The organism is Sphingobacterium gobiense (assembly GCF_002980575.1).
Classification (GTDB): Bacteria; Bacteroidota; Bacteroidia; order Sphingobacteriales; family Sphingobacteriaceae; genus Sphingobacterium; species Sphingobacterium gobiense.
The window spans coordinates 95,075-117,802 of record NZ_PVBS01000003.1; the positions used below are offsets into that span (position 1 = coordinate 95,075).

The following is a 22,728-nucleotide window of genomic DNA, read 5'->3' on the forward strand; positions in this document are numbered from 1 at the left end:
CGCAAAATTTATCCTATAAACTCGAAGACAATCAGTTGTTTACCTTTACTTGAATTAATGAATATTATTTGAAAATATGATGTGTTTATCGTAGCTTAGTACCTACTAAAATTTAAATAAACAATTATGAAAAAAATTTTACTTTCATTAGGTGCTGCATTTTTATTGGCAGCAGGTGCGCATGCATAGGTGAGTGACGGTGTTAAATCTGGTGTTAACACAAAGCTGCACAACCGCGTTCTTTCCGTTGGCTTAGGATTTGAATTTTAATTCATTACCAGGATAAAAAAGAAAGCCTCTCGCAAGAACGAGAGGCTTTTTAATTAATAATGCTTATTTACTTTTACGTTATTTCTTCATTTCTTCTGCTCCTTTGATGATCGCTTCCACCACTGTGGGATCTTGAAGGGTAGAAGTGTCGCCCAAATTATTGATTTCGCCTTCTGCAATTTTACGCAAAATACGTCGCATAATTTTTCCTGAACGTGTTTTCGGTAAATCCGCTACAAACTGAATAATATCGGGTTTCGCAATCGCGCCAATCAAGCGTGTGATAGTTTGTAAAATATCTTTGCGCGTGCTTTCCGCATCGATATGATGATTTGCAACGATGACATACGCATAAATGCCTTGCCCTTTAACCGGATGTGGATAACCGACAATCGCGGATTCCACGACGTCAGCATGCATGTTGATGGCATTTTCTACTTCTGCGGTGCCGATACGATGTCCAGAAACGTTTAATACATCATCCACACGTCCGGTAATCTTATAGTACCCTTCAGGGCTTCTGTAACAACCGTCACCCGTGAAATATTTGTTTTCATACGTAGAAAAATAGGTCTGGCGACAGCGCTCGTGATCGCCCCAAGTCGTACGAAGCATGCCTGGCCAAGGAAACTTGATACAGAGGTTCCCGGATACGTCATTGCCTTCTATTTCTTTACCATCTTCGTCCATCAAACAAGGTTGCACACCGGGTAGTGGTAGCATGGCGTATCCCGGAACGGTAGGTGAAATACCTGCTATCGGAGCGATCAAGATACCGCCATTTTCTGTTTGCCACCAAGTGTCGGTAATCGGCGCTTTCTCTTTTCCAATTTTTTTATTGAACCAGTGCCATGCTTCTTCGTTAATAGGTTCTCCTACAGATCCTAGTTTTTTAATACTGCTTAAATCTTTACCCTCCAGGTACTCGTCTCCAAACGCCATTAGCGAACGTATCGCTGTGGGAGCGGTGTACAGAATGTTCACCTTATACTTATCTACAATGTCCCAAAGACGACCAGCGTCAGGGTAGGTTGGTGTTCCTTCGAACATTAATGACGTTGCTCCTTGCGATAGCGGCCCGTATACGATATAACTATGTCCTGTAATCCAGCCAATGTCGGCTGTACAGAAATACACTTCGTCCGGTTGGTATCGAAATACGTTGGAGAAGGTGTATCCAGTATAAACCATATATCCTCCTGTGGTATGTACCACACCCTTCGGTTTGCCGGTCGATCCTGATGTATAGAGTACAAATAGTGGATCTTCTGCATCCATCTCTTCAGCAGGACACGGCGGGTTTCCTTGGGTTTCCACTTTTTTAATTTCGTCTTCCCACCATACATCACGACCTTTTATCATGGATATCGGCGTACGTGTACGTGTTAACACAATGACTCGTTCCACAGAATCACATTGCATAAGCGCATCGTCTACAATAGATTTTAACTCCAACACTTTTCCTGCGCGGAACCCACCATCTGAAGTTACGACTAATTTACAAGCTGCATCATTAATACGGTCTGCGATAGAACGTGCTGAGAAGCCTCCAAATACAACAGAATGGATGGCGCCGATACGAGCACAGGCCAATACGGCAATCACTAGCTCAGGAACCATCGGCAGGTATATACATACGCGGTCACCCTTGACAACGTTGTTGTTCTTCAGTACATTAGCGAAAGTTTCGACCTTTGCTAAAAGTTGTTTATAGGTCAGGATACGATGTGCCTCGTTCGGATCGTTAGGCTCCCATATGATGGCGGGTTTATCCCCTAGTTTATAAATATGCCGATCTAAGCAGTTTTCGGTGATGTTGAGCTTTCCTCCTTCGAACCATTTGATGTTGGGCTCGGTAAAGTTCCAGTTTAATACGTTTGTCCATTTTCGTTTCCAAAAGAAGTTTTCAGCAATTTCTCCCCAAAATGCTTCCGGGTTTTCGACACTATTTTTATAGGCCTCCTGATACTCCTCAAAACTTTTAAGCTGTAGGTTCATGTTTAAATACAAAATTTAAATGATTAACTTTTATCCAATACAGACATTTATTTATTGAAAGATGTCTGTATTGAATATACAAGCACTAATTTAGTTTTTTTTGCCATCAATGTCAATTTTTTACCCGTAAGTATTCCTATTTTTATTTTCGATGAAGCGATTGAAGCAAGTATATTACTTTCTCATTTATACCAACCTGTTGATTGCAGGAGCGGCAGTCGCACAATGTGCATTGACATACTTATTCTTTAACGCCCCATTTGATTATCCCATTATAATTGTGGAAGGAGCAGCTACGTTACTTCTGTACAATTTTAGTATGTTGCTGTCCAAACCCAAGACCCCACAGAAGTCGGTATATAAACGTACACGCTGGATATTTAGGAACGGATGGTTATTATGGTTGAATAGCGGTCTTGCGGTATTCATATTGATTTACGCTGTATTTCACATCCATCTGTATAGCCTGTTGCTCTTGGGACTTATCGGTCTGATGAGTATCGTCTATTCTTTTCCTATTCTACCTTATCGAGGAAAATGGGTGGGACTGCGGCAGTTGCCTGGACTGAAAGTCTTTCATATCGCCTGGGTGTGGACACTGAGTTCGGTCTGTTTGCCGGTATTGGAGCTATATTTGGACGGTATACCAGTCGATATACATGTTTTAAGTACGCTGTTTGTCCTTAAGTTCATATTCCTGCTGATCTGCACGTTACCTTTTGATATCAGGGATATTCAACAAGATTCCTATTACCATTTAAAAACGATTCCGAATATGATCGGTGCAAATAGGGCTATTCTATTGTGTTATACTCTTTTAATTGCGCATAGCCTTATTGTGCTGTTATCGGCTATCCAACTGAATGTGCAGATCGGAATATTGGTAACGAATCTATTAATTGCAGTAGTCCTCAAACAGGTTGTGTTTCGAAATGCGAACCGCTATCATTATGCCTTCTTGTTGGACTTTGCGTTAATAGCACAGTTTTTAATTGTTTATTTACTTTTATAAAATTCTATAATTTTATCAGCGATAATATCCGACAACTTATAGTAACTTTCAAATGTCCATCCGGCTACATGCGGACTTAACAAGACGTTGTCCCTTGAAGCGAGGTTGGCATACCAATCTGTTTCGCTTAGCGCGGGAAATTTTTCAGTAGGTAAGACATCAAATGCTGCTCCCAAAATTCTACCCTTATCCATGTATTTTAACACCGAGGGGATATGGGCAATCGCTCCTCGAGCGCCCATCAGAAAAAAGATGGGTTTGCGGAAGTGGAAAAGATATTCATCGTTTACCATAGCTCTAGTTTCACGTGTCAGCGGGATATGGAAACTTAACACATCCGCTTGGCGAACAACTTCTTCCATGGAAACTTCTTTGGCATAAGTGTCGGTAAAGCCAGTTTTGTATTTGTCATAGGCAATTACGTTAACCTCGAAACCAGAAAGTCTTTTTGCCATGGCCTGCCCGTTGTGGCCATATCCGATAAGGGCTACTGTTCGTCCTTTTAACTCATATCCTCGATTTTCTTCCCGTCTCCATTGTCCGGAGCATATTTCCCGATGTCCACGGTTCAGGTTATTCATTAAGCTCAATAACATGCCGATCATGTGCTCGCCCACGGCATCTTTATTTCCATCGTTCGCCGAAAAGAGACAAATGCCTTTGGAGGTAGCATAGTCTTCGTCGATATTATCCATTCCCGCTCCGGGGCGGGCAATAAACCGCAGGTTTGTAGCGAGATCAAGAAAGGACTGGTCGACCTGAAATTTGGAACGGATGATTAGTCCCGCATATTGTTGGATAATGTTTTCTGCATTTGCTCTGTTGAAGTCAGGTTGGTAATCGTACGAAATTCCGGCGTCCTCCAGCTTCTCTAATAATATTGGATGTATGTCGTCTACAATTAAAATGTTCATGTTTGTTAAATGGTCATAAAATCCACAGATAATAATTTGTCCAGGTTCTTTTGAGCCAGTTTGGCCGGCATGAACCTCATCACCGTATTGCGTACGGCAATTAAGCCTTGGTTGTTCCATTGGGCTATTTCTCCAATCAGCTTGGATGTATCGGTGATATATTTTGTACGCGCTAGCCGTCTTTTTTCAAAGGAGGTGAAGGCGTCTTTTATATCCTTTTTAGATTTGAGTTCGTCGAGCAAAACGACAACATCTTCTAAGGCTTGACACGCGCCCTGTCCCATATTTGGCGTTGTGGCATGTCCGGCATCACCGATCAGCAAAATGTTGTCGTAGGCCAAATGTTGGAGTGGTTTGATATCCATAATATCATTCCAAATGAGGTCGGTGTCTTTCGTATGTGCTAAAATAGTAGGAATTGGATCGTGGTACGATTGGAAATGCGCCGACAAATCTGCTGTCCTATAGTTTCTATATATGGGATTCTTCGCCGTCGAATTGATACAGGCATACCAATAGATGCGGTCATTCTTGAGCGGCGTCATCCCGAAGCGTCCTGATTTGCCCCAAGTCTCCGTTCCTCGTTCCAGTTTTATATCCGTATTGTCAATGGTCGCACGCCAACAGGTATAGCCCGAATAACGTGGTTGAGACACAGGTATGAGCTGCTGTCGGAGTGGAGATTTTACACCGTCTGCAATAATTACGAACTTCGCCGTATGCTGTGTTCCATCTTCAAAAAATAAGGAAACCTTATCCGGATATTGTTGCAAACGTACTGCTTTTTTTCCTAATCGGAGCTGAGCCTTGTCAATTTTAGAAAGCAAGAATAGATGTAAATCAGCTCGATGGATTGCTAAGTTCTGTTGGTTGTATTTTTCGCTGATAGCACCGGTATCGGGAGAAACCAAGACCCGGCCTTTTTGATCCAAAATATTATAGCTTCTCAAGTAATAGCCAATTTGTTCTACTTCATCTTTTAAATGGAGAAGATCCAGTGCGTGCATGGCATTTGCCGCCAAACCAAAGCCAGCACCTATTCCTTTCAATTGTTCGGCTTGCTCAAACAACATGAAATCCTTGCCGATTTGCTGAAAGGCAATCGCCATCGCCAATCCGGCAACTCCTCCGCCGACAATGGCAAATTCGCTATTAGGGATTGGCGTGAATGACATGGTAGATTTCATTTGTTAAGCTCACAAAATCTTCCACTGACAACCGCTCCGCCCGGAGCTCATACAATGGGTTGTCGCTCATCCGATCTTTTGGAACAACGGCAGATAAGGCGTTTCGTAACGTTTTACGCCGTTGGTTGAAAGCACCTTTTACGACGCGCCAAAATAATTTTTCGTCACAATTAAGCGTATTACTTTCGTTCCTCGTTATTTTAATAACGCCAGAAAGTACTTTGGGAGGTGGGTTAAACGCCCCAGCTTTTACCGTAAAGAGATATTCCACATCATAATATGCCTGCAGGAATACACTGAGAATGCCGTATGTTTTACTACCTGGTTTTGCCACGCAGCGTTCAGCGACCTCTTTTTGAAACATCCCGACCATTTGTACCACACGCCCGCGCTCCTCTAAAATCTTAAATAGAATCTGTGAAGAGATGTTATAAGGGAAATTGCCAATAACTGCCAGCTTATTTGCGAAATATTGACTGAAATCTAGCGTGAGAAAGTCCCCGTGAATAAGTCTATTGTCTAATTGCGGGTAGTTGTCCGCCAGAAATGTGATGGATTCATCGTCTACATCAATCAGCCAGGTTTCGTAATCGTCTTTTTGAAGTAAAAAATCGGATAACACGCCCATACCGGGCCCGACTTCCAATACCTGTTTAAAACCCAAAGCAGGCTCGAGGGCTTCCACAATCTTCTGTGCAGCGTTCTTGTCGTTTAGAAAGTGTTGTCCTAAGTGTTTCTTTGCGCGTACGGTATTCATTTGTTGTTTGGGATGTTAGAAAGCAAAACTAAACATTATTATGCAATTTTCATTGTGGCTCAAAACAACGATAAGAAAGCTTTTTATTTACGCCGAATTTTGTAATTTTGATTCAAAGCTTTCGGACAATGAGTGAAAAACTAAAAATAGGTATTACCATAGGTGATGTAAACGGCATCGGACTAGAAGTGATTATTAAATCGTTGATGGATAATCGGGTGTTGGATTACTTTACACCGGTTGTATACGGGAATACCAAAGTTGCTTCATTCCATCGGAAAGCGATTGGTGTCCAGGATTTCAGTTTCAATGTAATCCATCACCCAGATCAGGCAAACCCTAAGCGAGCCAACATGATTAACTGTTGGCAGGAAGATGTGAAAATTACACTGGGCGAGCAGAACGAAATCGGAGGGAGATACGCTTTTCTTTCTTTGGAGAGAGCAGCAGAGGACCTCCATAATGGTAAACTGGACGCTTTGGTCACGGCACCTATCAATAAACACAACATACAACAAGATGGCTTTCATTTTCCGGGACATACCGAATATCTTCAAGCTAAGGTAGAAGCATCGGATGTCTTAATGTTTATGATTGCAGATGAGCTTCGTATAGGGGTTGTCACTGGACATATTCCTGTCAAGGAAATTGCAGGTGTAATAACAGCAAATGCGATCTTACAGAAACTACGTATGATGAACGAAAGCCTTAAGAAGGACTTTTGGATTGAGAAACCTAAAATAGCAGTATTGGGATTAAATCCCCATGCGGGAGATAATGGATTAATCGGTACGGAAGATGAAGAGATTATTACGCCGACTATCCAAAAAGCAAAAGAAGAAGGGATTTTCTGTTTCGGACCTTATCCTGCTGATGGTTTTTTTGCAAGTGATACGTATACCAAATTTGATGGTATTTTAGCCATGTATCATGATCAGGGCTTGATACCTTTTAAACATATCGCTTCTCGTAAAGGCGTAAATTACACGGCAGGATTACCTATCGTTCGAACATCTCCAGATCATGGAACAGGTTATGATATTGCCGGAAAAAACTTGGCGTCGCATGAATCTTTCTTAGAAGCTATTTTTTCTGCCGTTCATATTGTGAAACGCCGCCGGGAGCAAGAAGAGCTCGCTGCCAATCCGCTACCGTTCCGTCGCCTATCAAAAGATAGGGATTAGCAAGGGGCAGTTTGTACGAAATAATCCGTATTTTTGCCGTCTGTAGGCGTTGAGCCTGGAGAAGAAGCTATGCGAGAAAATTTACAACATCCTATTTTTCAAATAATCAGAGATTTAGCGGATACAGAACAAGTCGAATGTTACGTAGTTGGCGGATATGTCCGTGATTGTATCATGGAACGATCTTTTAAAAACGATGTTGATTTGGTTGTGATCGGAAGTGGGATTGACTTTGCTTCTAAGCTTGGTGAGGTTTTGCATACTAAAGTTGCTGTCTACAAGAGTTTTGGAACGGCCATGTTGGTGCATGACGGTATCAATTTAGAATTCGTGGGGGCTCGTAAAGAATCTTATCGTTCCAATTCCAGAAAACCGGTTGTGGAAGATGGTACGCTTGAAGATGATCAGAACCGTAGAGATTTTACAATTAATGCTATGGCATATTGTTTGAACGCTGACCGTTTTGGCGAGCTTGTAGATCCATTTGGAGGGGTAGAAGATATTCAAAATCGTATTATTCGAACTCCGCTCGATCCAGACATTACGTTTTCCGATGATCCGTTGCGGATGATGCGCGCTATTCGTTTTGCCACACAGCTTAATTTTAAGATTGATGTGAAAGCGATTCAAGCTATAGCAGAAAATGTGGAACGCATTAAAATTATTTCCAAAGAACGGATTACAGATGAACTCAATAAAATCGTTATGGCGTCTAGACCGTCTGTCGGTTTCCGATATCTATTCGATACAGGGTTGCTGAAGATTATTTTTCCTGCGATGTACAATCTACATGGCGTTGATATAATAGATGGACGTGGACATAAAGACAACTTTTACCACACATTGGAGGTGCTAGACAATGTTGCAGCCATGTCAGACGATTTATGGTTACGCTGGTCGGCGATTATGCATGATATAGCAAAGCCCGCGACGAAACGATATGATAAAAGAATAGGGTGGACCTTTCATGGTCATGAAGACCGTGGTGCTAGGATGGTGCCGAAGCTTTTTACGGAATTAAAACTCCCTCTCCATGATAAAATGAAGTTTGTCCAAAAACTGGTGCAACTACACTTACGACCAATTGTGTTGGCACAAGATATTGTGACTGACTCTGCAGTACGTCGGCTGCTGTATGAAGCAGGAGATGATATAGATGCGTTGATGCTTTTGTGCCATGCTGATGTGACAACGAAGAACGAGTTTAAGAAAAAAAAATACCGAAATAATTTTGAACTGGTAAAGCAAAAGCTAAAGGACGTAGAAGAGCGAGATAGAATTCGGAATTGGCAACCTCCTGTATCTGGAGAGGATATAATGGCACTTTTTGGAATCGGGCCAGGACGTATTGTGGGTACAATCAAAAATGCCATGAGAGAGGCTATCTTGGAAGGAGAAATTCCTAATTCCCGCGAGGAAGCATTATCTTTCATTATTAAAAAAGGCAAGCAGATGGGTTTATCAAGCAAAACGAATACGGTTCTTTAATTTTTTAAAAATTATTGTAATTTTAACCTTTGTATAGAAAACGATAAACTAAACGATACGATCAAGAATGGCTATTTACAGATTTCGGGTAACTTTTGAGGACTATGAGGACGTATATCGAGAAATAGATATGCCTTCGAAAGCTACATTTTTAGAATTGCATCAAGCTATCCATAACGCCACCGGTTACAATCCAGATGTTTCTTCTTCCTTTTATGTTAGTAACGACCAATGGAAGAAAGGCACCGAAATTGCTTTTCTACCCACGGAAAGGAAGCGAAGTAACGGCGTGCTGGCAATGGAAGGTATTCGCCTAAGTAAGTTTATCGATGATCCGCACCAAAAATTTTATTATATTTATAATTTTGACCGCCCTTATGACTTCCATGTCGAGCTTATTAAAATTTTAAAGGAGGAGGACGGCAAGGAGTACCCACTGGTATTTAAAGCTGTAGGGACAGTGCCTAAACAAGTCGCCGCTGCGAATTTCCCACTACCGGGAGTAGAAGACGAGGATGATGAGGAAGAGGATTTACCGGCAGATGAAACGGAATATGGAGTGGACGAAGATGAAGATTTTGATTTGTTTGATGGTGAGGAAGACGGAGAAGAAGAAAAAGGGACTGGTGGAGTCGAAGACGGATATTAGGTTTTATAACATTTAGATAGCTGGAATACCTTAAGTGCATACTTAGGGTATTCTTTTTTATGGGATGAAAAGCAATAAAAAGAGATTAATTGTAGTAGTTGGGCCTACTGCGGTAGGAAAAACTGCCATGGGCATTGCTTTGGCGAAACATTTCAAGACGGAAGTCGTCTCGGCGGATTCCAGACAGTTTTATAAAGAAATGTCAATCGGGACGGCGAAGCCTGATACAACTGAGCTCGCAACAGTAAAACATCACTTTATTGATTCACATACGATCGAAAAAGAATATTCAGCGGGAGATTTCGAAAGAGATGCGTTATCCCTATTGGATACCTTATTTGAAAAACATGATGTTGTAGTAATGGTAGGTGGTTCCGGACTCTTTGTGCGTGCAGTTTGTGCGGGTTTAGACGATCTGCCCAAAGCCCCAACAGTTGTACGCGAGCGTTTGAACAGTGTTTTCGAACGGGAGGGGTTGGAGCCATTACAGCTGAGACTTAAAGAAGTGGACCCTGATTATTATTCCCATGCGGATATACAAAACCCGCAACGCGTCATTCGTGCATTGGAAGTTTACGAGGCCACAGGTAAACCCTTTTCATCCTATCGTGTGCGAGAAATAGTGGAACGTCCGTTTGAGATCGTGACTATCGGGTTAAATATGGAACGGCAAAAACTATACGATCGTATAAATTTGCGTGTGGATATGATGCTAGAAAACGGATTGGTTGATGAAGTCCGTTCGCTGCTGCCCCATAGAAACAAACCAGCTTTACTGACTGTTGGATATGCCGAAATATTTGATTTTATTGATGGAAAAATTACATTGGAAGAAGCGGTGTCCCGCATTAAGCAGAACTCCCGACGGTATGCAAAAAGACAGATTACCTGGTTCAAAAAATACGGAGATACGGTGTGGTTTGATTCGGAAGACTGGAAAGGAATTTTATCTTTTTTAGCGTAGGAGCATAGCCCCCACGCTAAAAAAGACAATTATACAATAAAATTCCATCCAAACGGATCGTCAATTTTACCGTAACGCAGTTGATTTAGATAATCCAATACTTTATTGGAAAACTCCCGCCCTTCTACCGGTGGCAATTCGTAATCTTGCCCACCGTAACCAATTTTGGAAATATGGGTAACTGTCGCGGCGGTTCCGGCTGCGAAAGCCTCCGATACTTTCCCTTCTTTGATACCATCCACTAATTCTTGTACGGAAACCTTGCGCTGCTCCGCTTTGTAGCCCCATTTTTCGGCAAGCTCCATAATCGTACGACGGGTAACACCATGTAAAATCGTATCACCGTGTGGTGTAATTATCGTATTACCAATACGGAAAATCAGATTGGCTGTACCTGCTTCCTCCACGTATTTATGCTCATTGGCATCTGTCCACATGATTTGGTCATAGCCTTCGTCGTTTGCCAGTTGGGTAGGATACAAAGAGAGTGCATAATTTCCAGCATTTTTCGAAAATCCAACACCACCAGCTGCTGCACGTGTATAATGCGTTTCTACTTTTAAACTAATAGGTTTGCTGTAATAGGCACCCACTGGACAGGTAATAACGGCAAAAGTGTACGATTTGGAGGGGTGAACTCCTAATGCCGCTTCCGTTGCAAACATAAAGGGGCGGATATATAGCGAGGTACCTTCAAGAGATGGTACCCATTCACGATCTACATCCAATAAGGTTTTCAGTCCGTCCATAAAAATTTCTTCCGGAACTTCGGGCATTTGGAGACGTTTTGCAGATTTGTTGAAACGTTCCCAGTTTTTATCCGGACGGAATATGCTTACTGTTCCATCAGCAAACTTATAACCCTTAATTCCTTCAAAAATAGCTTGACCGTAATGCAAAGCCGACATCGATGGGTTGACCGTAAAGTTTCCATAGGGGACGACAGCTACATCTTGCCACACTCCGTCATCGTATGTAGCGACTAGCATGTGGTCAGACATGATAGCACCAAACTTCAAATTGCTGAAATCTACTTGCGAGAGTCTTGATTCTTTTGTCGGCTCTACGCGAATGGAATAGGTATTCGTATCGCTCATCACATTAAAATTTTAATGCGTGCAATTTAGGAAAAAAGTATGAATATATTAGGTATTCATTATTTTCAATAAGGCATCCAGATAGGTTCTTTCATTGGCGAGGCGAGGAACTTTATTTTGGCCACCAAGTTTTCCACGGCTTTTCATCCACTTATAAAAACTGTCCTTTTCTGCACGGTGAACAATAGGATAGGCTAATGCCAAATCGTTGAAGCGCTTGGCGTCGTAGTCGGAATTGATTTCCCGTAGCGTACCATCTAATGTATCGCAGAACTTTTGAAAATCGGTCGGCTGTTTCTCAAATTCGATAATCCACTCATGTGCACCGGCCTCCCCTTCTCTGAAATAAACAGGTCCCGCGGTATAGTCTCGGATAATAGCATCCGTTGCTCGGCAAGCTATTTGCAGCGCGTGTTCCGCATTATCTACAATAAGTTCTTCTCCAAAAGTATTGATATAGTGTTTTGTACGTCCGGATATTTGAAAGCGGTAGGGTGATAAAGAGGTAAACTTGATGGTATCCCCGATCTTATAACGCCATAGACCTGCATTCGTCGATATAATTAACGCATAGTTCTTCCCAATTTCTACTTCGTCTAATCGCAGGGTTTTAGGATGTTCTTCAAGAGCATGTTCCATCGGGAGGAACTCATAATAAATACCATAATCCAACATGAGCAAGAGGTCCTCGGAGTCTGATTGATCCTGCAAACCAAAATATCCCTCAGAAGCATTGTAGTTTTCGAGGTAATACATGTTATCCGACGGAATTAACTGTTTAAATAGATCACGATACGGCTTGAAGCTTACCCCCCCATGCCCATAAAATTCTAGATTAGGCCATACTTCCAAAAGATTGCTTTTTCCTGTAATATCCAATATTCGCTTTGCCATGACGATATTCCAAGTTGGAACGCCCGCGAGGCTGGTGACGTTTTCCTTAATTGTAATTTGGGCAATTTGTTCAATTTTTTCTTCAAAATTTGGATTTAGGGTCACTTCCAAATTCGGTGTGCGTTTAAATTCTGCCCAGAATGGGAGATTACGAATAAGGATGGAAGACAAATCACCATAATAAGAGTCCGGACTGAAATTGTTGATTTGGGAGGAACCTCCGATAACGACCGATTTACCTGTAAATACTTTGTTTTCTGGTTTATTGTGGCAATAAATAGAGAGCATGTCTTTCCCTCCCTGATAATGACAGTCTTCTAAAGCTTCCATACTTACGGGTATGAATTTAGACCGATCCGACGTCGTACCCGATGATTTGGCAAACCATTTGATGTCCGAAGGCCACACCAGATTTTGCTCTCCCTTGATCATGCGATCCACATATCCTTTAATATCATCGTAGTCTTGGATAGGAACGCGATCTTTATATTCTTCCGGTGTTAGAATACTGTTGTAGTCGTGTTTTTTTCCCCATTCGGTAGCTTCTGCCGTCGAAATCAGGCTTTGAAACCACTCTTCCTGTACATCATGGGGATATTTCATGAAAAGCTCAATCTGGTGAATGCGCTTTTTCATAATCCATGTGAAGAGAGAATTCAATAATACCATGTTTAAGGACCCTGTTATGCTAGTGTTATAGTTTTTTCCTTCTCAACTCAAAATGACGCCCTAAATAAAATTTACGAGCTAATTCATTGTCCGCGATTTCTTCAGGCGTTCCTGTCAGCATAATTTTTCCCTCGGTCAACAAATAAGCTCTATCAGTTATAGATAATGTCTCTTGTACATTGTGGTCGGTAATCAGTACGCCAATGTTTTTCCGTTTGAGTTTGGAGACAATCGTTTGGATCTCTTCTACCGCGATAGGATCTACACCGGCAAAAGGTTCATCCAGTAAGATAAAATGTGGATTCGCCGCTAATGCCCGCGCAATCTCGGTACGACGTCTTTCTCCTCCTGATAAAAGGTCTCCCCGGTTCTTGCGGACTCTATGTAAACTGAATTCTGTTAATAGCTCTTCCAGTTTCTCCAAACGTTCTTCTTTATTCTTATAATGTATTTCTAAGACGGCAAGAATGTTGTTTTCCACGGATAGCTTTCGGAATACTGATGCCTCTTGTGCTAGATAGCCGATTCCTTTTTGCGCACGCTGAAACATAGCATCTTGTGTAATTTCCTGGTCGTCGAGAAAAACATGACCATCGTTTGGTTTGATCAACCCGACAATCATGTAAAAAGAAGTTGTTTTTCCGGCACCATTTGGGCCTAACAATCCGACAATTTCGCCTTGTTCGACATGAAAAGACACATCATTAACAACCGTGCGTTGTTTATATTTTTTTATTAAATGTTCTGCCTTTAAAATCATCTACTACTTTAGTCGTTTTGTACACAAATATATTTTAATATCGTATTGCTTTGATATTTAATTGTAAATTCTTTTTACCTCGCCAATTGTTCTCTTCAATCGTGTAGCAAATATCAAATTCATGCCCCGCATTAATGTGGTTTACGTGCTCTGCTAGGCCAAAGCCTATACAATCGAACAATGTCGAACCTTGCTGTCTTAACGAGATTTTGATGTGATTTGCGCCTACAATATATGCCGACCCTTGTACTTTACGCGTGAGAAGGATAGGGGCTTCATTTTGTGGCCCGAAAGGCTCAAACTGTTTGAGTAGACGGCAAAATTTGTTGTCGATGTCTTTAAGGTTTAGTTCTGTCTCGATGAGAACTTCCTGCTGAAGCATTTCAGGTTTAATGCTGTTTTGAACTACTGCTTCAAATTTTTCTTGGAAGGCAGGAACATTCTCCACACGCATGGTGAGGCCCGCAGCATATTTATGTCCCCCGTATTGATCTAACAAATCGGCGCATTCACTCAGTGCCTCATAAAGATCAAAACCCAATACAGACCGTGCCGAACCGGCAATATGTCCATTAGTTTGTGTTAGTATAACAGTGGGACGATAGTATTTCTCCGTTAAACGCGAAGCGACAATGCCGATTACGCCTTTGTGCCAATCTGCCTTAAAAAGCACGGTAGATTTACGTTGTTTCAATACTTCATCTTTGTCCAAGATATCTAATGCTTCCTCGGTTATCTTAAGATCAAAACCCTTGCGCACGGTATTTTGATCATCAACCGTAGTTGAATAATCTTTAGCTTCTGCTAATGATTTTGAAGTTAATAGGTTAACCGCATCCTTGGCGTGCTCAATACGTCCAGCGGCATTGATGCGGGGGCCAATCTGAAAAACAATATCTCCTACAGAAAAATGTCCGGTTTTATTGGAAGAAAGGTTAATCAGTGCTTGCAGTCCACAACTTGGGTTGGTGTTTAATTTTTTGAGTCCAAAATGAGTGAGCACCCGATTTTCACCTGTAATCGGTACAATGTCTGAGGCGATGCTTACTGCTACTAAATCAAGATACTGATAGGCAAGTTGCATGTCCATATCGTTTTTCTGAACAAATGCTTGGATTAATTTAAAGCCTATGCCACATCCTGATAGTTCTTTATAAGGGTAGGGACAATCATGACGTTTGGGGTCTAATACAGCTACCGCGTCCGGTATGGTATCGCCGGGGAGATGATGATCCCCGATGATGAAATCAATACCTTTAGCTTTCGCATAATTGACTTTCTCAATGGCTTTAATACCACAATCCAAGGCAATAATCAGTGTGAAACCGTGTTCTGCGGCATAGTCAATTCCTTTGAAAGAAATACCGTATCCCTCTAGATATCGGTCGGGAATATAAAATGCTAAACCAGAATGGAAATCACGAAAAAAACTATAGACAACGGAGACCGCTGTCGTCCCGTCGACATCATAATCTCCATATATCAGTATCTTCTCTTTGTTGCCGATTGCGCTTTCGATTCGGGATATAGCTTTATCCATATCTTTCATCAAAAACGGATCATGCAATAAATCAAAGCTTGGACGAAAAAAATGCTTGGCCTGCTGATACGTTTCGACACCACGATGGAGAAGTAGTTCAGCTATTACAGCGCTTATACCCAATTCGCCACACAAGCTGTTGGTTTTTCGAACATCGTTTTTTGGCTTAACCACCCATCTTTTTTGCATATCGTTGCCGTTGTATTAACATGTAAATATACATTTTGTAAACGGGTTTACCTAACCGGTGCGACAGGAGTAAGAGGAATATGTTGTGCGTTAGGATATTAGGAAGGTAATTTTATTGCTTGCTCACTTCTTGTTTTTTTTGTTAGTTTTGCTTGAGACAAGTGTTCTAAGAAGAATACGAACGTTGTATTTAATTTTTTTTGCTATGTCAATAGTTAGAGAAAGCGACCTGATTGGAATAGGTAAGAAATACCAAATCGAGACGGAAGCCGGCGACAACATGGTTGTTGTTATCCACGATGATGGTAAACGTGAACTTTACCGCTCGGAGGGAGATGACAGTGAAACGCACTGCGTTATGACTCTTTCTGATGAGGAATCACGACAGGTAGCGGGTATTATCGGAGGATTGTCTTATAAGCCCAAGGCGCTGGAAACCATGGAACTCGCACTAGATGATTTACGGATTGAATGGTATAAAGTGGAAGCTCCTAGTGATGGCGTCAATAAGAGTATCGGAGAACTAGGTGTTCGACAACGTACCGGAGCGTCAATTATCGCTGCTATCAAAGAAGAGGATACAATTATTAATCCTGGTCCGGACTATGTGATAACATCTGGAACGACATTAGTCGTTGCCGGAAAGAAAGCGAATATTAAACTATTAAAAGAAATCTTAACATCCTAATTTAACGCTATGCTATCACATACCTTGGTATTAGAAGTTGGTATTGCTGTATTGCTTGTTGCAGTCGTTGGCTTGCTCGCCAACAAGTTGCGGTTTTCGGTGATACCATTTTTCATCATAATTGGTATGATAGTTGGTCAACATGCTCCTCAATTCGGGTATATTGATCTTACGTTTACGGAGAGTAAACCTTTTATAGATTTCATGGGGCGTTTGGGGGTACTTTTTCTGTTATTTTATTTAGGATTGGAATTTTCCGTAGGGCGATTAATGCAATCGGGAAAATCAATTATTACGGGAGGGACAATCTATGTGTTTCTCAATTTTATATCGGGCATTCTGATAGGTTGGTTAATGGATCTTCCTTTTAAGGAAATGATGGTACTATGTGGTGTGATGACTAGTTCATCTACAGCAATTGTTGCTAAAGTACTAACCGATCTTAAACGGACGGCAAACCCGGAAACGGAAATTATTATGGGTATGATTATGTTTGACGATCTTTTTATCGCTATGCATATCTCATTCCTATCGGGTTTGATCCTGACAGGAGGATCTTCCTTCTGGTCCGTCCTAGGAACATCCCTGCTGGCCTTGGGTTTCATTTTAACCTTTTTGATATTGGGAAGGAAGCTGGTCCCGGCTATAGACCGACTTTTGCAGGATAAATCGCCGGAGCTTTTTATTTTAATTATATTCAGTCTTCTTTTTATTATAGCAGGCTTTTCAGAGACGATACACGTTGCGGAGGCTATCGGGGCGTTGATGGCGGGATTGGTCTTTGCGGACTCTCGTTATATCAAAAAAATCGAGGGAGTTGTGCTGCCCTATCGTGATTTCTTCGGAGCGATGTTCTTTTTTAGTTTCGGACTATCCATTGATATGTACACCTTAGGGGGGGCTGTAGGATGGGCTGCTTTGGCAGCGTTTATCACGGTTATGGGTAACGTGGCGTCGGGTTATTTTGCCGCCAGATTTTCAGGCAGAAAACCCAAAGCTTCGTTTGACATTGGGTTTACGCTTTCTGCTAGGGGAGAATTTTCCATTATTATGGCAAATATTGGAAAAGCAGGAGGCTTGCTCCCGATTCTCCAATCTTTTGTTGTCGTTTACGTCCTTATCTTATCTATCGTATCGCCTTTGTTGACAAAAGAGTCACGTACATTATGGGCTGCGCTGTTTGGAAAGGATATTGCTCCCATTCAGCCCAAAAAGACGTTAGAGCAATTGGAAGAATCAGCTGGGAATATAGATGCCTAGGCGTACTTACTTTTGGATGTCGAGGTATCAATAGTCACTTTTTTATAAATGATGATTTTTATGCAGAAAATCTGCGACGAAGACGTCATCATTTAATTCTGGATAATCCCTATACACCCGATCGATTTCTTCTTTTTGTCCAGGCGAAAGTGCCTCGTTCGGGTTAAGACACCAGATGCCTTTCATCAATCCTTGCCGACGAAGTACCTCATGGATACCTGGAATGCAGCCATGAAAACTATGTGCCGAATCGAAAAAAGCGGCATTACTATCCGTGATGACGATAGCTTTACTTAATAACGAGTTTGCCGTTTGATTTTGAGGATTCTTTTTATGCTCCTTTATTTCTTCCAACAACGATACCGCTTTGTTTGTCCATACGGCCCAATGCCCTAACAATCCTCCTTTAAAATCAAGGGAAACCTGTTCGTCGCCTACCGGAAAACGATATGTCGTCATTAAATCGTTAACGATATTGTCATCATTTCCTGTATACATAGCAATTTTGTCGTGACGGCCGGAGTTGGCTAACGCACGCATCACATCGAGCGTTTGGTAACGGTTGAAAGAAGCGCATTTGATAGCAACAACATTTTCGATTTTTACAAATTCACTCCAGAACGTATAACTGAAAATACGTCCGCCAACGGAAGGTTGTAGGTAAAAGCCAAATACCGGAATAATGGCGGCTACCTCCCGGACTCTTTCCAGTATAGCCGATTCTGTCCAGTCCTGTAGTCCGCCCATACTCAATAGCCCGATATCATAGCCGTATTGGATAGCTGTATATGCTTCTTGAACAGCTTGTTCTGTCGGGCCGCAAATGCCGGCTATCTTAACAAATGGTCGGTGTAAGCCAACTTTTTCTACCTCCTCGCTCGCCCATTTTAAAACCGTTTCGAAGAGGTCTATCTCCGGATCGCGGATTTCAAACTGCGTAGAGTGCACGGCTACGGCAATACCACCTGCGCCACTGGCTATATAGTATTGTGTTAAAAGGCGTTGGTGGTATTCGTCTATGGTTCGGTCTTCATTTAATGCCAACGGGTGAGCAGGAATGACCGTGCCATTCCATAAGTGTTTTATAAGTTCTGCTGCTAATTGTTTCATTAGAATTTTCCCTTCCTTTCTTGAAAATGTGTGTCCTTATTCCATAAATCACCGCCTTCGAGGAGCCATTTTGCTGTGATGTCAATAGCTTCACGGATGGTTGTCTTTGGGTACCCAAAGAGTCGATGGCATTCCGATGCATTATTGAGCAACGCGGTTTCCGTAGCCTGATTCACAAAAGTTGGTGTGATGCCGAAATGTTCGCCAAAACGCTCTGCAATCCAACGTGTGGATAATATTTCCGGTCCGGTAATATTTAATACCTTGGCAGGTGATGCACAATGTAAGAGTGAACGCAAAGCAATCTCGTTGGCATCACCTTGCCAAATCACATTGACATTTTGGCTAGTTAAATCAATCGGACGTTGCTCTTTGACAGCTTTTGCAATTTCCACCAATACACCGTAGCGAAAATCAACGGCATAGTTCAGCCGATAAATCAATGTGGGCGTTCCGTTCTTTTTTGAGAAGTACTCGAATATACGTTCCCGACCAAGGCAGGATTGTGCATACTCTCCAATGGGTTCTGGTGTTATTTCTTCCGAAACACCGCCATCTGTCACCGGAACAAAGGGCAATACGTTACCCGAAGAAAAAGCAACAATATTTGACGTTTTGAAATGGCAGGCAACCATTCCCGGTAAAAAGGTGTTCATGGCCCAAGTAAAGTTTTCATTACCTGTTGTGCCAAATTTATGTCCCGCTAAATAGATAATGTTAGGCACTTGTGGGAGTTTTTGTAGCTGACCTTGATCTAGCAGGTCACATGCAATTGTTTCGATTCCCAGTATATTCAAAGATTGTTCTACGTTCTTATCCGAAAATCGAGAAACACCTATAACTCTTTTTTGGATTCCTGCAGCCTGTATCGCCCGTACCGCTAATGTTGCCATACTAGGCCCCATTTTGCCTCCGATACCCAAAAACATAATATCACCCTGGATTTTCTGTATGTCGGCAATCAAATCTGCAGAAGGTGCTAGGAGATCTTGTTCAAATTGTTTTAAATTTTCGTAATGCATATGTGTCGCTTTATGTTAACAGATTTTGTGCGTTACTGATGGCCAGTGTGATGAGCATAAGTAACCCAAGCATTGCCCATGCTTTGATAAGGGGTTTATTCCGATGAATACCCATAATTTTTTCGTCATTTGCGATTAAGAACATAAGTGTTCCAATAAATGGAACGAGAAATATGGTGATACTTTGTGCGAAAACAATCAGTTCCAATGGCAGATTGCCGAATACCAAGGCGATGATAGAACCAAAAATCATCACAAGCGAAATGAAGAATTTCACCATAGGGTGATCGAGATTATTACCATAGCCGAAAGTATCACCCAGTAGTGAACCTCCTAATACGGCATTTCCTATCAAAGAAGAAAAAGATCCGCCAAATAGTCCGACAAAGAATAGATGTGAGGCATACGTCCCTAACAGTGGCTCCAAAGCTTTCCCCATGTCCGTGGCTGAATTTAATTGAATGCCTAACGGATGGAGTGTATTGGCGGCAGCTATCATAACGGCCGCGCTCATAATACCTAAGATGAAAATACCGACGCGACTGCCAAGTAACTGGCGATCCGCATCTTGTGGCTTATTCGATAATTTCCGACGTGCTTGGACAAGATAACTTTGGTAAAACGCACCGACCACCGAGAAACATGAAGCGATAAATGCGATGATCAAGCCTAGAGAGGCCGGAGGAACGGACGGTATAAAACCCCCTATCAAAGAAAGTATTGGTGGCTGTACGATGATGGCTGTAGATAAAAAAGCGAATAACATTAATATAATGAGTGCCAACATCAATTTCTCTAGGATTGCGTAGAAAGATTTGAAGAATAATAAAGTAATGCCAATAACATTAAAAACCGCAATCCAAAACTTGGGGTTTGTATCCGTGCCTTCAGCAATGGCTATGGAAACTCCTGTCGCATTTCCCGATTGGAAAGATGTGGCGACCAGGAAGATGCCTAAACCAATAACAATAGCGGCAATCTTGCCAAATTTATGGCGAATTAAGGTCAATAGTGTTTCGTTTCGAGCTATCCCAATTCTGGTACCCATATCGGTGAACACCATCATAAAAAAGATGGCGATGGCGACAACCCATAAAAGAGAAAGGCCGTAATCCGTTCCCATTTTGGAAGTGATGGTCATTTTGCTTGGGCCAAAGACAAGTGCTGCCGTAATAATGCCAGGCCCTAAGATGGATAGCCAAGTTTTAAAAAAATACCTTTTTTTACTGCTGTTGTTTTCCATGATGGACTACCGTAGAGATTTTAATGAAGTGGATTTGATTTCGCTTGCATGGTTGCCAAAGTTGATGCGGATATAATTGGTTATTGTGATGATCTCCGCATCCGTTAAGAAAGAAAAACCTGGCATAACACCTTCGTATTTGATACTTTCAATGGTTTTCCCCTGCATCCCATGTAGGACAATCTGTAGAAGGGCTTTTTCCTCACCGTTGACGGTTTTGGAGTTAGCAAGTGGCGGGAACGTATTTGTAAGCCCCTCACCGTCACTTTTGTGACAAGACGTACAATAAGCCTCGTATAATGCCTGGCCGTCTTTAGCTTCCGGCTGTGTTTGGGGGATTTGCGCATGTAGAATAGGGGCATAGGCCTTATCGCTAATACGTAATCGGTAAATCACATCGTCTTCTTGCGTTGGAAACCCCTTTTGTGGATTCCAATCCCTATTGCTGGAACAAAAATAAATGTCGCCATTCGGTAAAGTAACTACTGATCTTAATCGACCGAGTATATTTTGAAATAGAATCTGCTCGCCAATAATGTCCCGCCCGTCGTCTGAGAGGGTTAGGACACGGAGTGACTGATTTTTCAATGTCGTGAGCAATAAGCTGTTTTTCCATTCAGGGATAGCATCTGATCCATAATAGGCGATGCCCGCCGGCGCAATGACCGGTGTCCAGGATTTAATCGGTTCTTCGATTGCCAATGATTTGACTTTTGCTTTTTCTTCATCCGTATCTACGGTCCCTTCAACGAGTGGCCAGCCATAATTTTTAAGTGGAAGGATGAGATTGATTTCATCTTCAATTGCATCACCATGTTCCGAGGTGTAAAGGATGCCTTCAGTGCTATACGTCAAACCTTGCATGTTTCTAAAGCCCCATGCGTATACATAGCTGTTGGCAATAGGATTATCCTTTGGGATACTGCCATCCAGATTAAGTCGTAGTATTTTACCATTAAGAGATGTGCTATCTTGGGCATATGTATCTGTTGCTGCATCTCCGGTAGCCCAATAAACCTTTTTGTCGGGGGATATGACTATTCGGGAACCGTTATGTCCGGTATTTCCCGGAATTTGCAATAACTGTACAGGATTTGATAATCTGCCAGTCGGGTTATAGTTATAACGATAAAGATTTGAAAAAATTGAACTATCTTTTTTACTGGTATAGGAAAGGTATAGATAGGCCTGTTCGTTTTCTGGTTGATAAAGCGCCATGCCCAATAGGCCTAATGTCCGCTGCTGGTAAACATCTGGTATGCTATCTATCAATAAAACCTGTTTACTTTTTATGTCGAGTCTGCGGATAGCTCCTCCAATCTCGGAAAATAAAATGGCATCGTTAATACGGTCATATTGTAGATCCCAAGGGACGTTGAGGTTTGTTGCTTCTTTTGTTAATGATAGGATGCTATTCTCCAATTGAATGCTGTTCATTACAGGGAGCTCTTTTTCAGATCCCTGCCTGCAGGAGAAAAGAAACAAGATTATGGTAGTGAATCCAATATATATATTTTGTGGCTTCATATGTTGGTTTTAATAAGACCCCTAACAAAAAGAAAATCCCATACCTTTTATTTTTTTGTTATTGCTTTGTGTGTTGGTTTGTATGGTGTGTTTCTATTTTTATTAATTTAACCAAATCTATAATATTTAAAATTAATATACAAAAAACATTATTTTTTGTATACAAATATTAGTTGTTATCGGTTTGGCTTAATCAAAATAACGATTCCTTAACTAAGTGATGTTTATTTGGATTATAAATAAATATATAAAAAAAATAGAAAAATAATTTGGTTGTATACATAATATTGCTATTATTGTATTCAT

The 22,728-nt window shown here is 41.6% G+C and carries 19 protein-coding genes; 7 read left to right on the forward strand and 12 right to left on the reverse strand.

What is annotated here, in order from left to right; all coding sequences use genetic code 11:
- Positions 1-348: 348 nt before the first annotated feature.
- Positions 349-2,268, reverse strand: a complete 1,920-nt coding sequence (gene acs, locus C5749_RS15490) for an acetate--CoA ligase (RefSeq protein WP_105727148.1) — start codon at positions 2,266-2,268, stop codon at positions 349-351.
- 151 nt (positions 2,269-2,419) lie between these two features.
- Here acs and C5749_RS15495 point away from each other — a divergent pair, with 151 nt between their 5' ends.
- Positions 2,420-3,280 (forward strand): UbiA prenyltransferase family protein, encoded by an 861-nt coding sequence (locus C5749_RS15495; protein ID WP_105727149.1) that lies wholly within the window; start codon positions 2,420-2,422, stop codon positions 3,278-3,280.
- Here the strand turns inward: C5749_RS15495 and C5749_RS15500 are convergent.
- From C5749_RS15500 to rsmA, 3 genes are read right to left on the reverse strand one after another with little or no spacing between them, the layout of a single operon-like run.
- On the reverse strand, positions 3,265-4,194 hold the full coding sequence (locus tag C5749_RS15500; protein ID WP_105727150.1) for an NAD(P)-dependent oxidoreductase: 930 nt from the start codon (positions 4,192-4,194) through the stop codon (positions 3,265-3,267). The two genes, C5749_RS15495 and C5749_RS15500, sit on opposite strands and share 16 nt — an antisense overlap.
- A gap of 5 nt (positions 4,195-4,199) precedes the next feature.
- Positions 4,200-5,381: an FAD-dependent monooxygenase gene (locus C5749_RS15505; protein WP_245893808.1), complete on the reverse strand. Its 1,182-nt coding sequence runs from the start codon at positions 5,379-5,381 to the stop codon at positions 4,200-4,202.
- The gene (gene rsmA, locus C5749_RS15510; RefSeq protein WP_105727152.1) at positions 5,347-6,138 is read right to left on the reverse strand and encodes a 16S rRNA (adenine(1518)-N(6)/adenine(1519)-N(6))-dimethyltransferase RsmA; all 792 of its coding nucleotides are present in this window, start codon (positions 6,136-6,138) and stop codon (positions 5,347-5,349) included. The genes C5749_RS15505 and rsmA overlap by 35 nt, the downstream gene beginning before the upstream one ends.
- Positions 6,139-6,266: 128 nt before the next feature.
- Between rsmA and pdxA the strand changes: the two genes are divergently transcribed.
- The 4 genes from pdxA (at position 6,267) to miaA (ending at position 10,423) form a co-directional block, all read left to right on the forward strand.
- On the forward strand, positions 6,267-7,322 hold the full coding sequence (pdxA, locus tag C5749_RS15515; protein WP_105727153.1) for a 4-hydroxythreonine-4-phosphate dehydrogenase PdxA: 1,056 nt from the start codon (positions 6,267-6,269) through the stop codon (positions 7,320-7,322).
- 69 nt (positions 7,323-7,391) lie between these two features.
- Positions 7,392-8,810 (forward strand): CCA tRNA nucleotidyltransferase, encoded by a 1,419-nt coding sequence (locus C5749_RS15520; RefSeq protein WP_105727295.1) that lies wholly within the window; start codon positions 7,392-7,394, stop codon positions 8,808-8,810.
- Between the two features lie 67 nt (positions 8,811-8,877).
- Positions 8,878-9,459: an IS1096 element passenger TnpR family protein gene (locus tag C5749_RS15525; protein WP_105727154.1), complete on the forward strand. Its 582-nt coding sequence runs from the start codon at positions 8,878-8,880 to the stop codon at positions 9,457-9,459.
- 64 nt (positions 9,460-9,523) lie between these two features.
- Positions 9,524-10,423, forward strand: coding sequence for a tRNA (adenosine(37)-N6)-dimethylallyltransferase MiaA (gene miaA / locus C5749_RS15530; RefSeq protein WP_105727155.1), 900 nt, complete (start codon positions 9,524-9,526; stop codon positions 10,421-10,423).
- Between the two features lie 29 nt (positions 10,424-10,452).
- On the opposite strand, the gene C5749_RS15535 is transcribed toward miaA, so the two are convergent.
- The 4 genes from C5749_RS15535 to recJ are packed head-to-tail and all read right to left on the reverse strand — an operon-like array spanning position 10,453 to position 15,572.
- Positions 10,453-11,520, reverse strand: coding sequence for a branched-chain amino acid aminotransferase (locus C5749_RS15535; protein ID WP_105727156.1), 1,068 nt, complete (start codon positions 11,518-11,520; stop codon positions 10,453-10,455).
- A gap of 48 nt (positions 11,521-11,568) precedes the next feature.
- Complete coding sequence (locus tag C5749_RS15540) at positions 11,569-13,083, reverse strand: GH3 auxin-responsive promoter family protein (RefSeq protein WP_105727157.1); 1,515 nt, start codon at positions 13,081-13,083, stop codon at positions 11,569-11,571.
- A 25-nt stretch (positions 13,084-13,108) separates the two neighbouring features.
- Entirely contained in the window at positions 13,109-13,843 is a 735-nt protein-coding gene (gene lptB, locus C5749_RS15545; RefSeq protein ID WP_105717006.1) for an LPS export ABC transporter ATP-binding protein, read from the reverse strand.
- 34 nt (positions 13,844-13,877) lie between these two features.
- Complete coding sequence (recJ, locus tag C5749_RS15550) at positions 13,878-15,572, reverse strand: single-stranded-DNA-specific exonuclease RecJ (protein WP_105727158.1); 1,695 nt, start codon at positions 15,570-15,572, stop codon at positions 13,878-13,880.
- Between the two features lie 205 nt (positions 15,573-15,777).
- On the opposite strand from recJ, the gene C5749_RS15555 reads away from it, so the two are divergent.
- Both C5749_RS15555 and C5749_RS15560 read left to right on the forward strand, forming a co-directional pair.
- Positions 15,778-16,260, forward strand: coding sequence for a cation:proton antiporter regulatory subunit (locus C5749_RS15555; RefSeq protein ID WP_105727159.1), 483 nt, complete (start codon positions 15,778-15,780; stop codon positions 16,258-16,260).
- Between the two features lie 9 nt (positions 16,261-16,269).
- Positions 16,270-17,520 carry a cation:proton antiporter gene (locus tag C5749_RS15560; RefSeq protein ID WP_105727160.1) on the forward strand — a complete coding sequence of 417 codons (1,251 nt, stop codon included), beginning with the start codon at positions 16,270-16,272 and terminating at the stop codon, positions 17,518-17,520.
- Between the two features lie 42 nt (positions 17,521-17,562).
- Here C5749_RS15560 and C5749_RS15565 read toward each other — a convergent pair whose 3' ends face one another.
- From C5749_RS15565 to C5749_RS15580, 4 genes are read right to left on the reverse strand one after another with little or no spacing between them, the layout of a single operon-like run.
- A complete protein-coding gene (locus C5749_RS15565) occupies positions 17,563-18,630 on the reverse strand; it encodes a dihydrodipicolinate synthase family protein (protein ID WP_105727161.1) in 1,068 nt (355 codons plus the stop codon).
- On the reverse strand, positions 18,630-19,652 hold the full coding sequence (locus C5749_RS15570; protein ID WP_105727162.1) for an NAD-dependent epimerase/dehydratase family protein: 1,023 nt from the start codon (positions 19,650-19,652) through the stop codon (positions 18,630-18,632). Before C5749_RS15570 ends, C5749_RS15565 begins: the two co-directional genes overlap by 1 nt.
- Positions 19,653-19,662: 10 nt before the next feature.
- The gene (locus C5749_RS15575) at positions 19,663-20,895 is read right to left on the reverse strand and encodes an Nramp family divalent metal transporter (protein ID WP_105727163.1); all 1,233 of its coding nucleotides are present in this window, start codon (positions 20,893-20,895) and stop codon (positions 19,663-19,665) included.
- 6 nt (positions 20,896-20,901) lie between these two features.
- Positions 20,902-22,332 carry a PQQ-dependent sugar dehydrogenase gene (locus C5749_RS15580; protein ID WP_245893809.1) on the reverse strand — a complete coding sequence of 477 codons (1,431 nt, stop codon included), beginning with the start codon at positions 22,330-22,332 and terminating at the stop codon, positions 20,902-20,904.
- Positions 22,333-22,728: the final 396 nt, after the last annotated feature.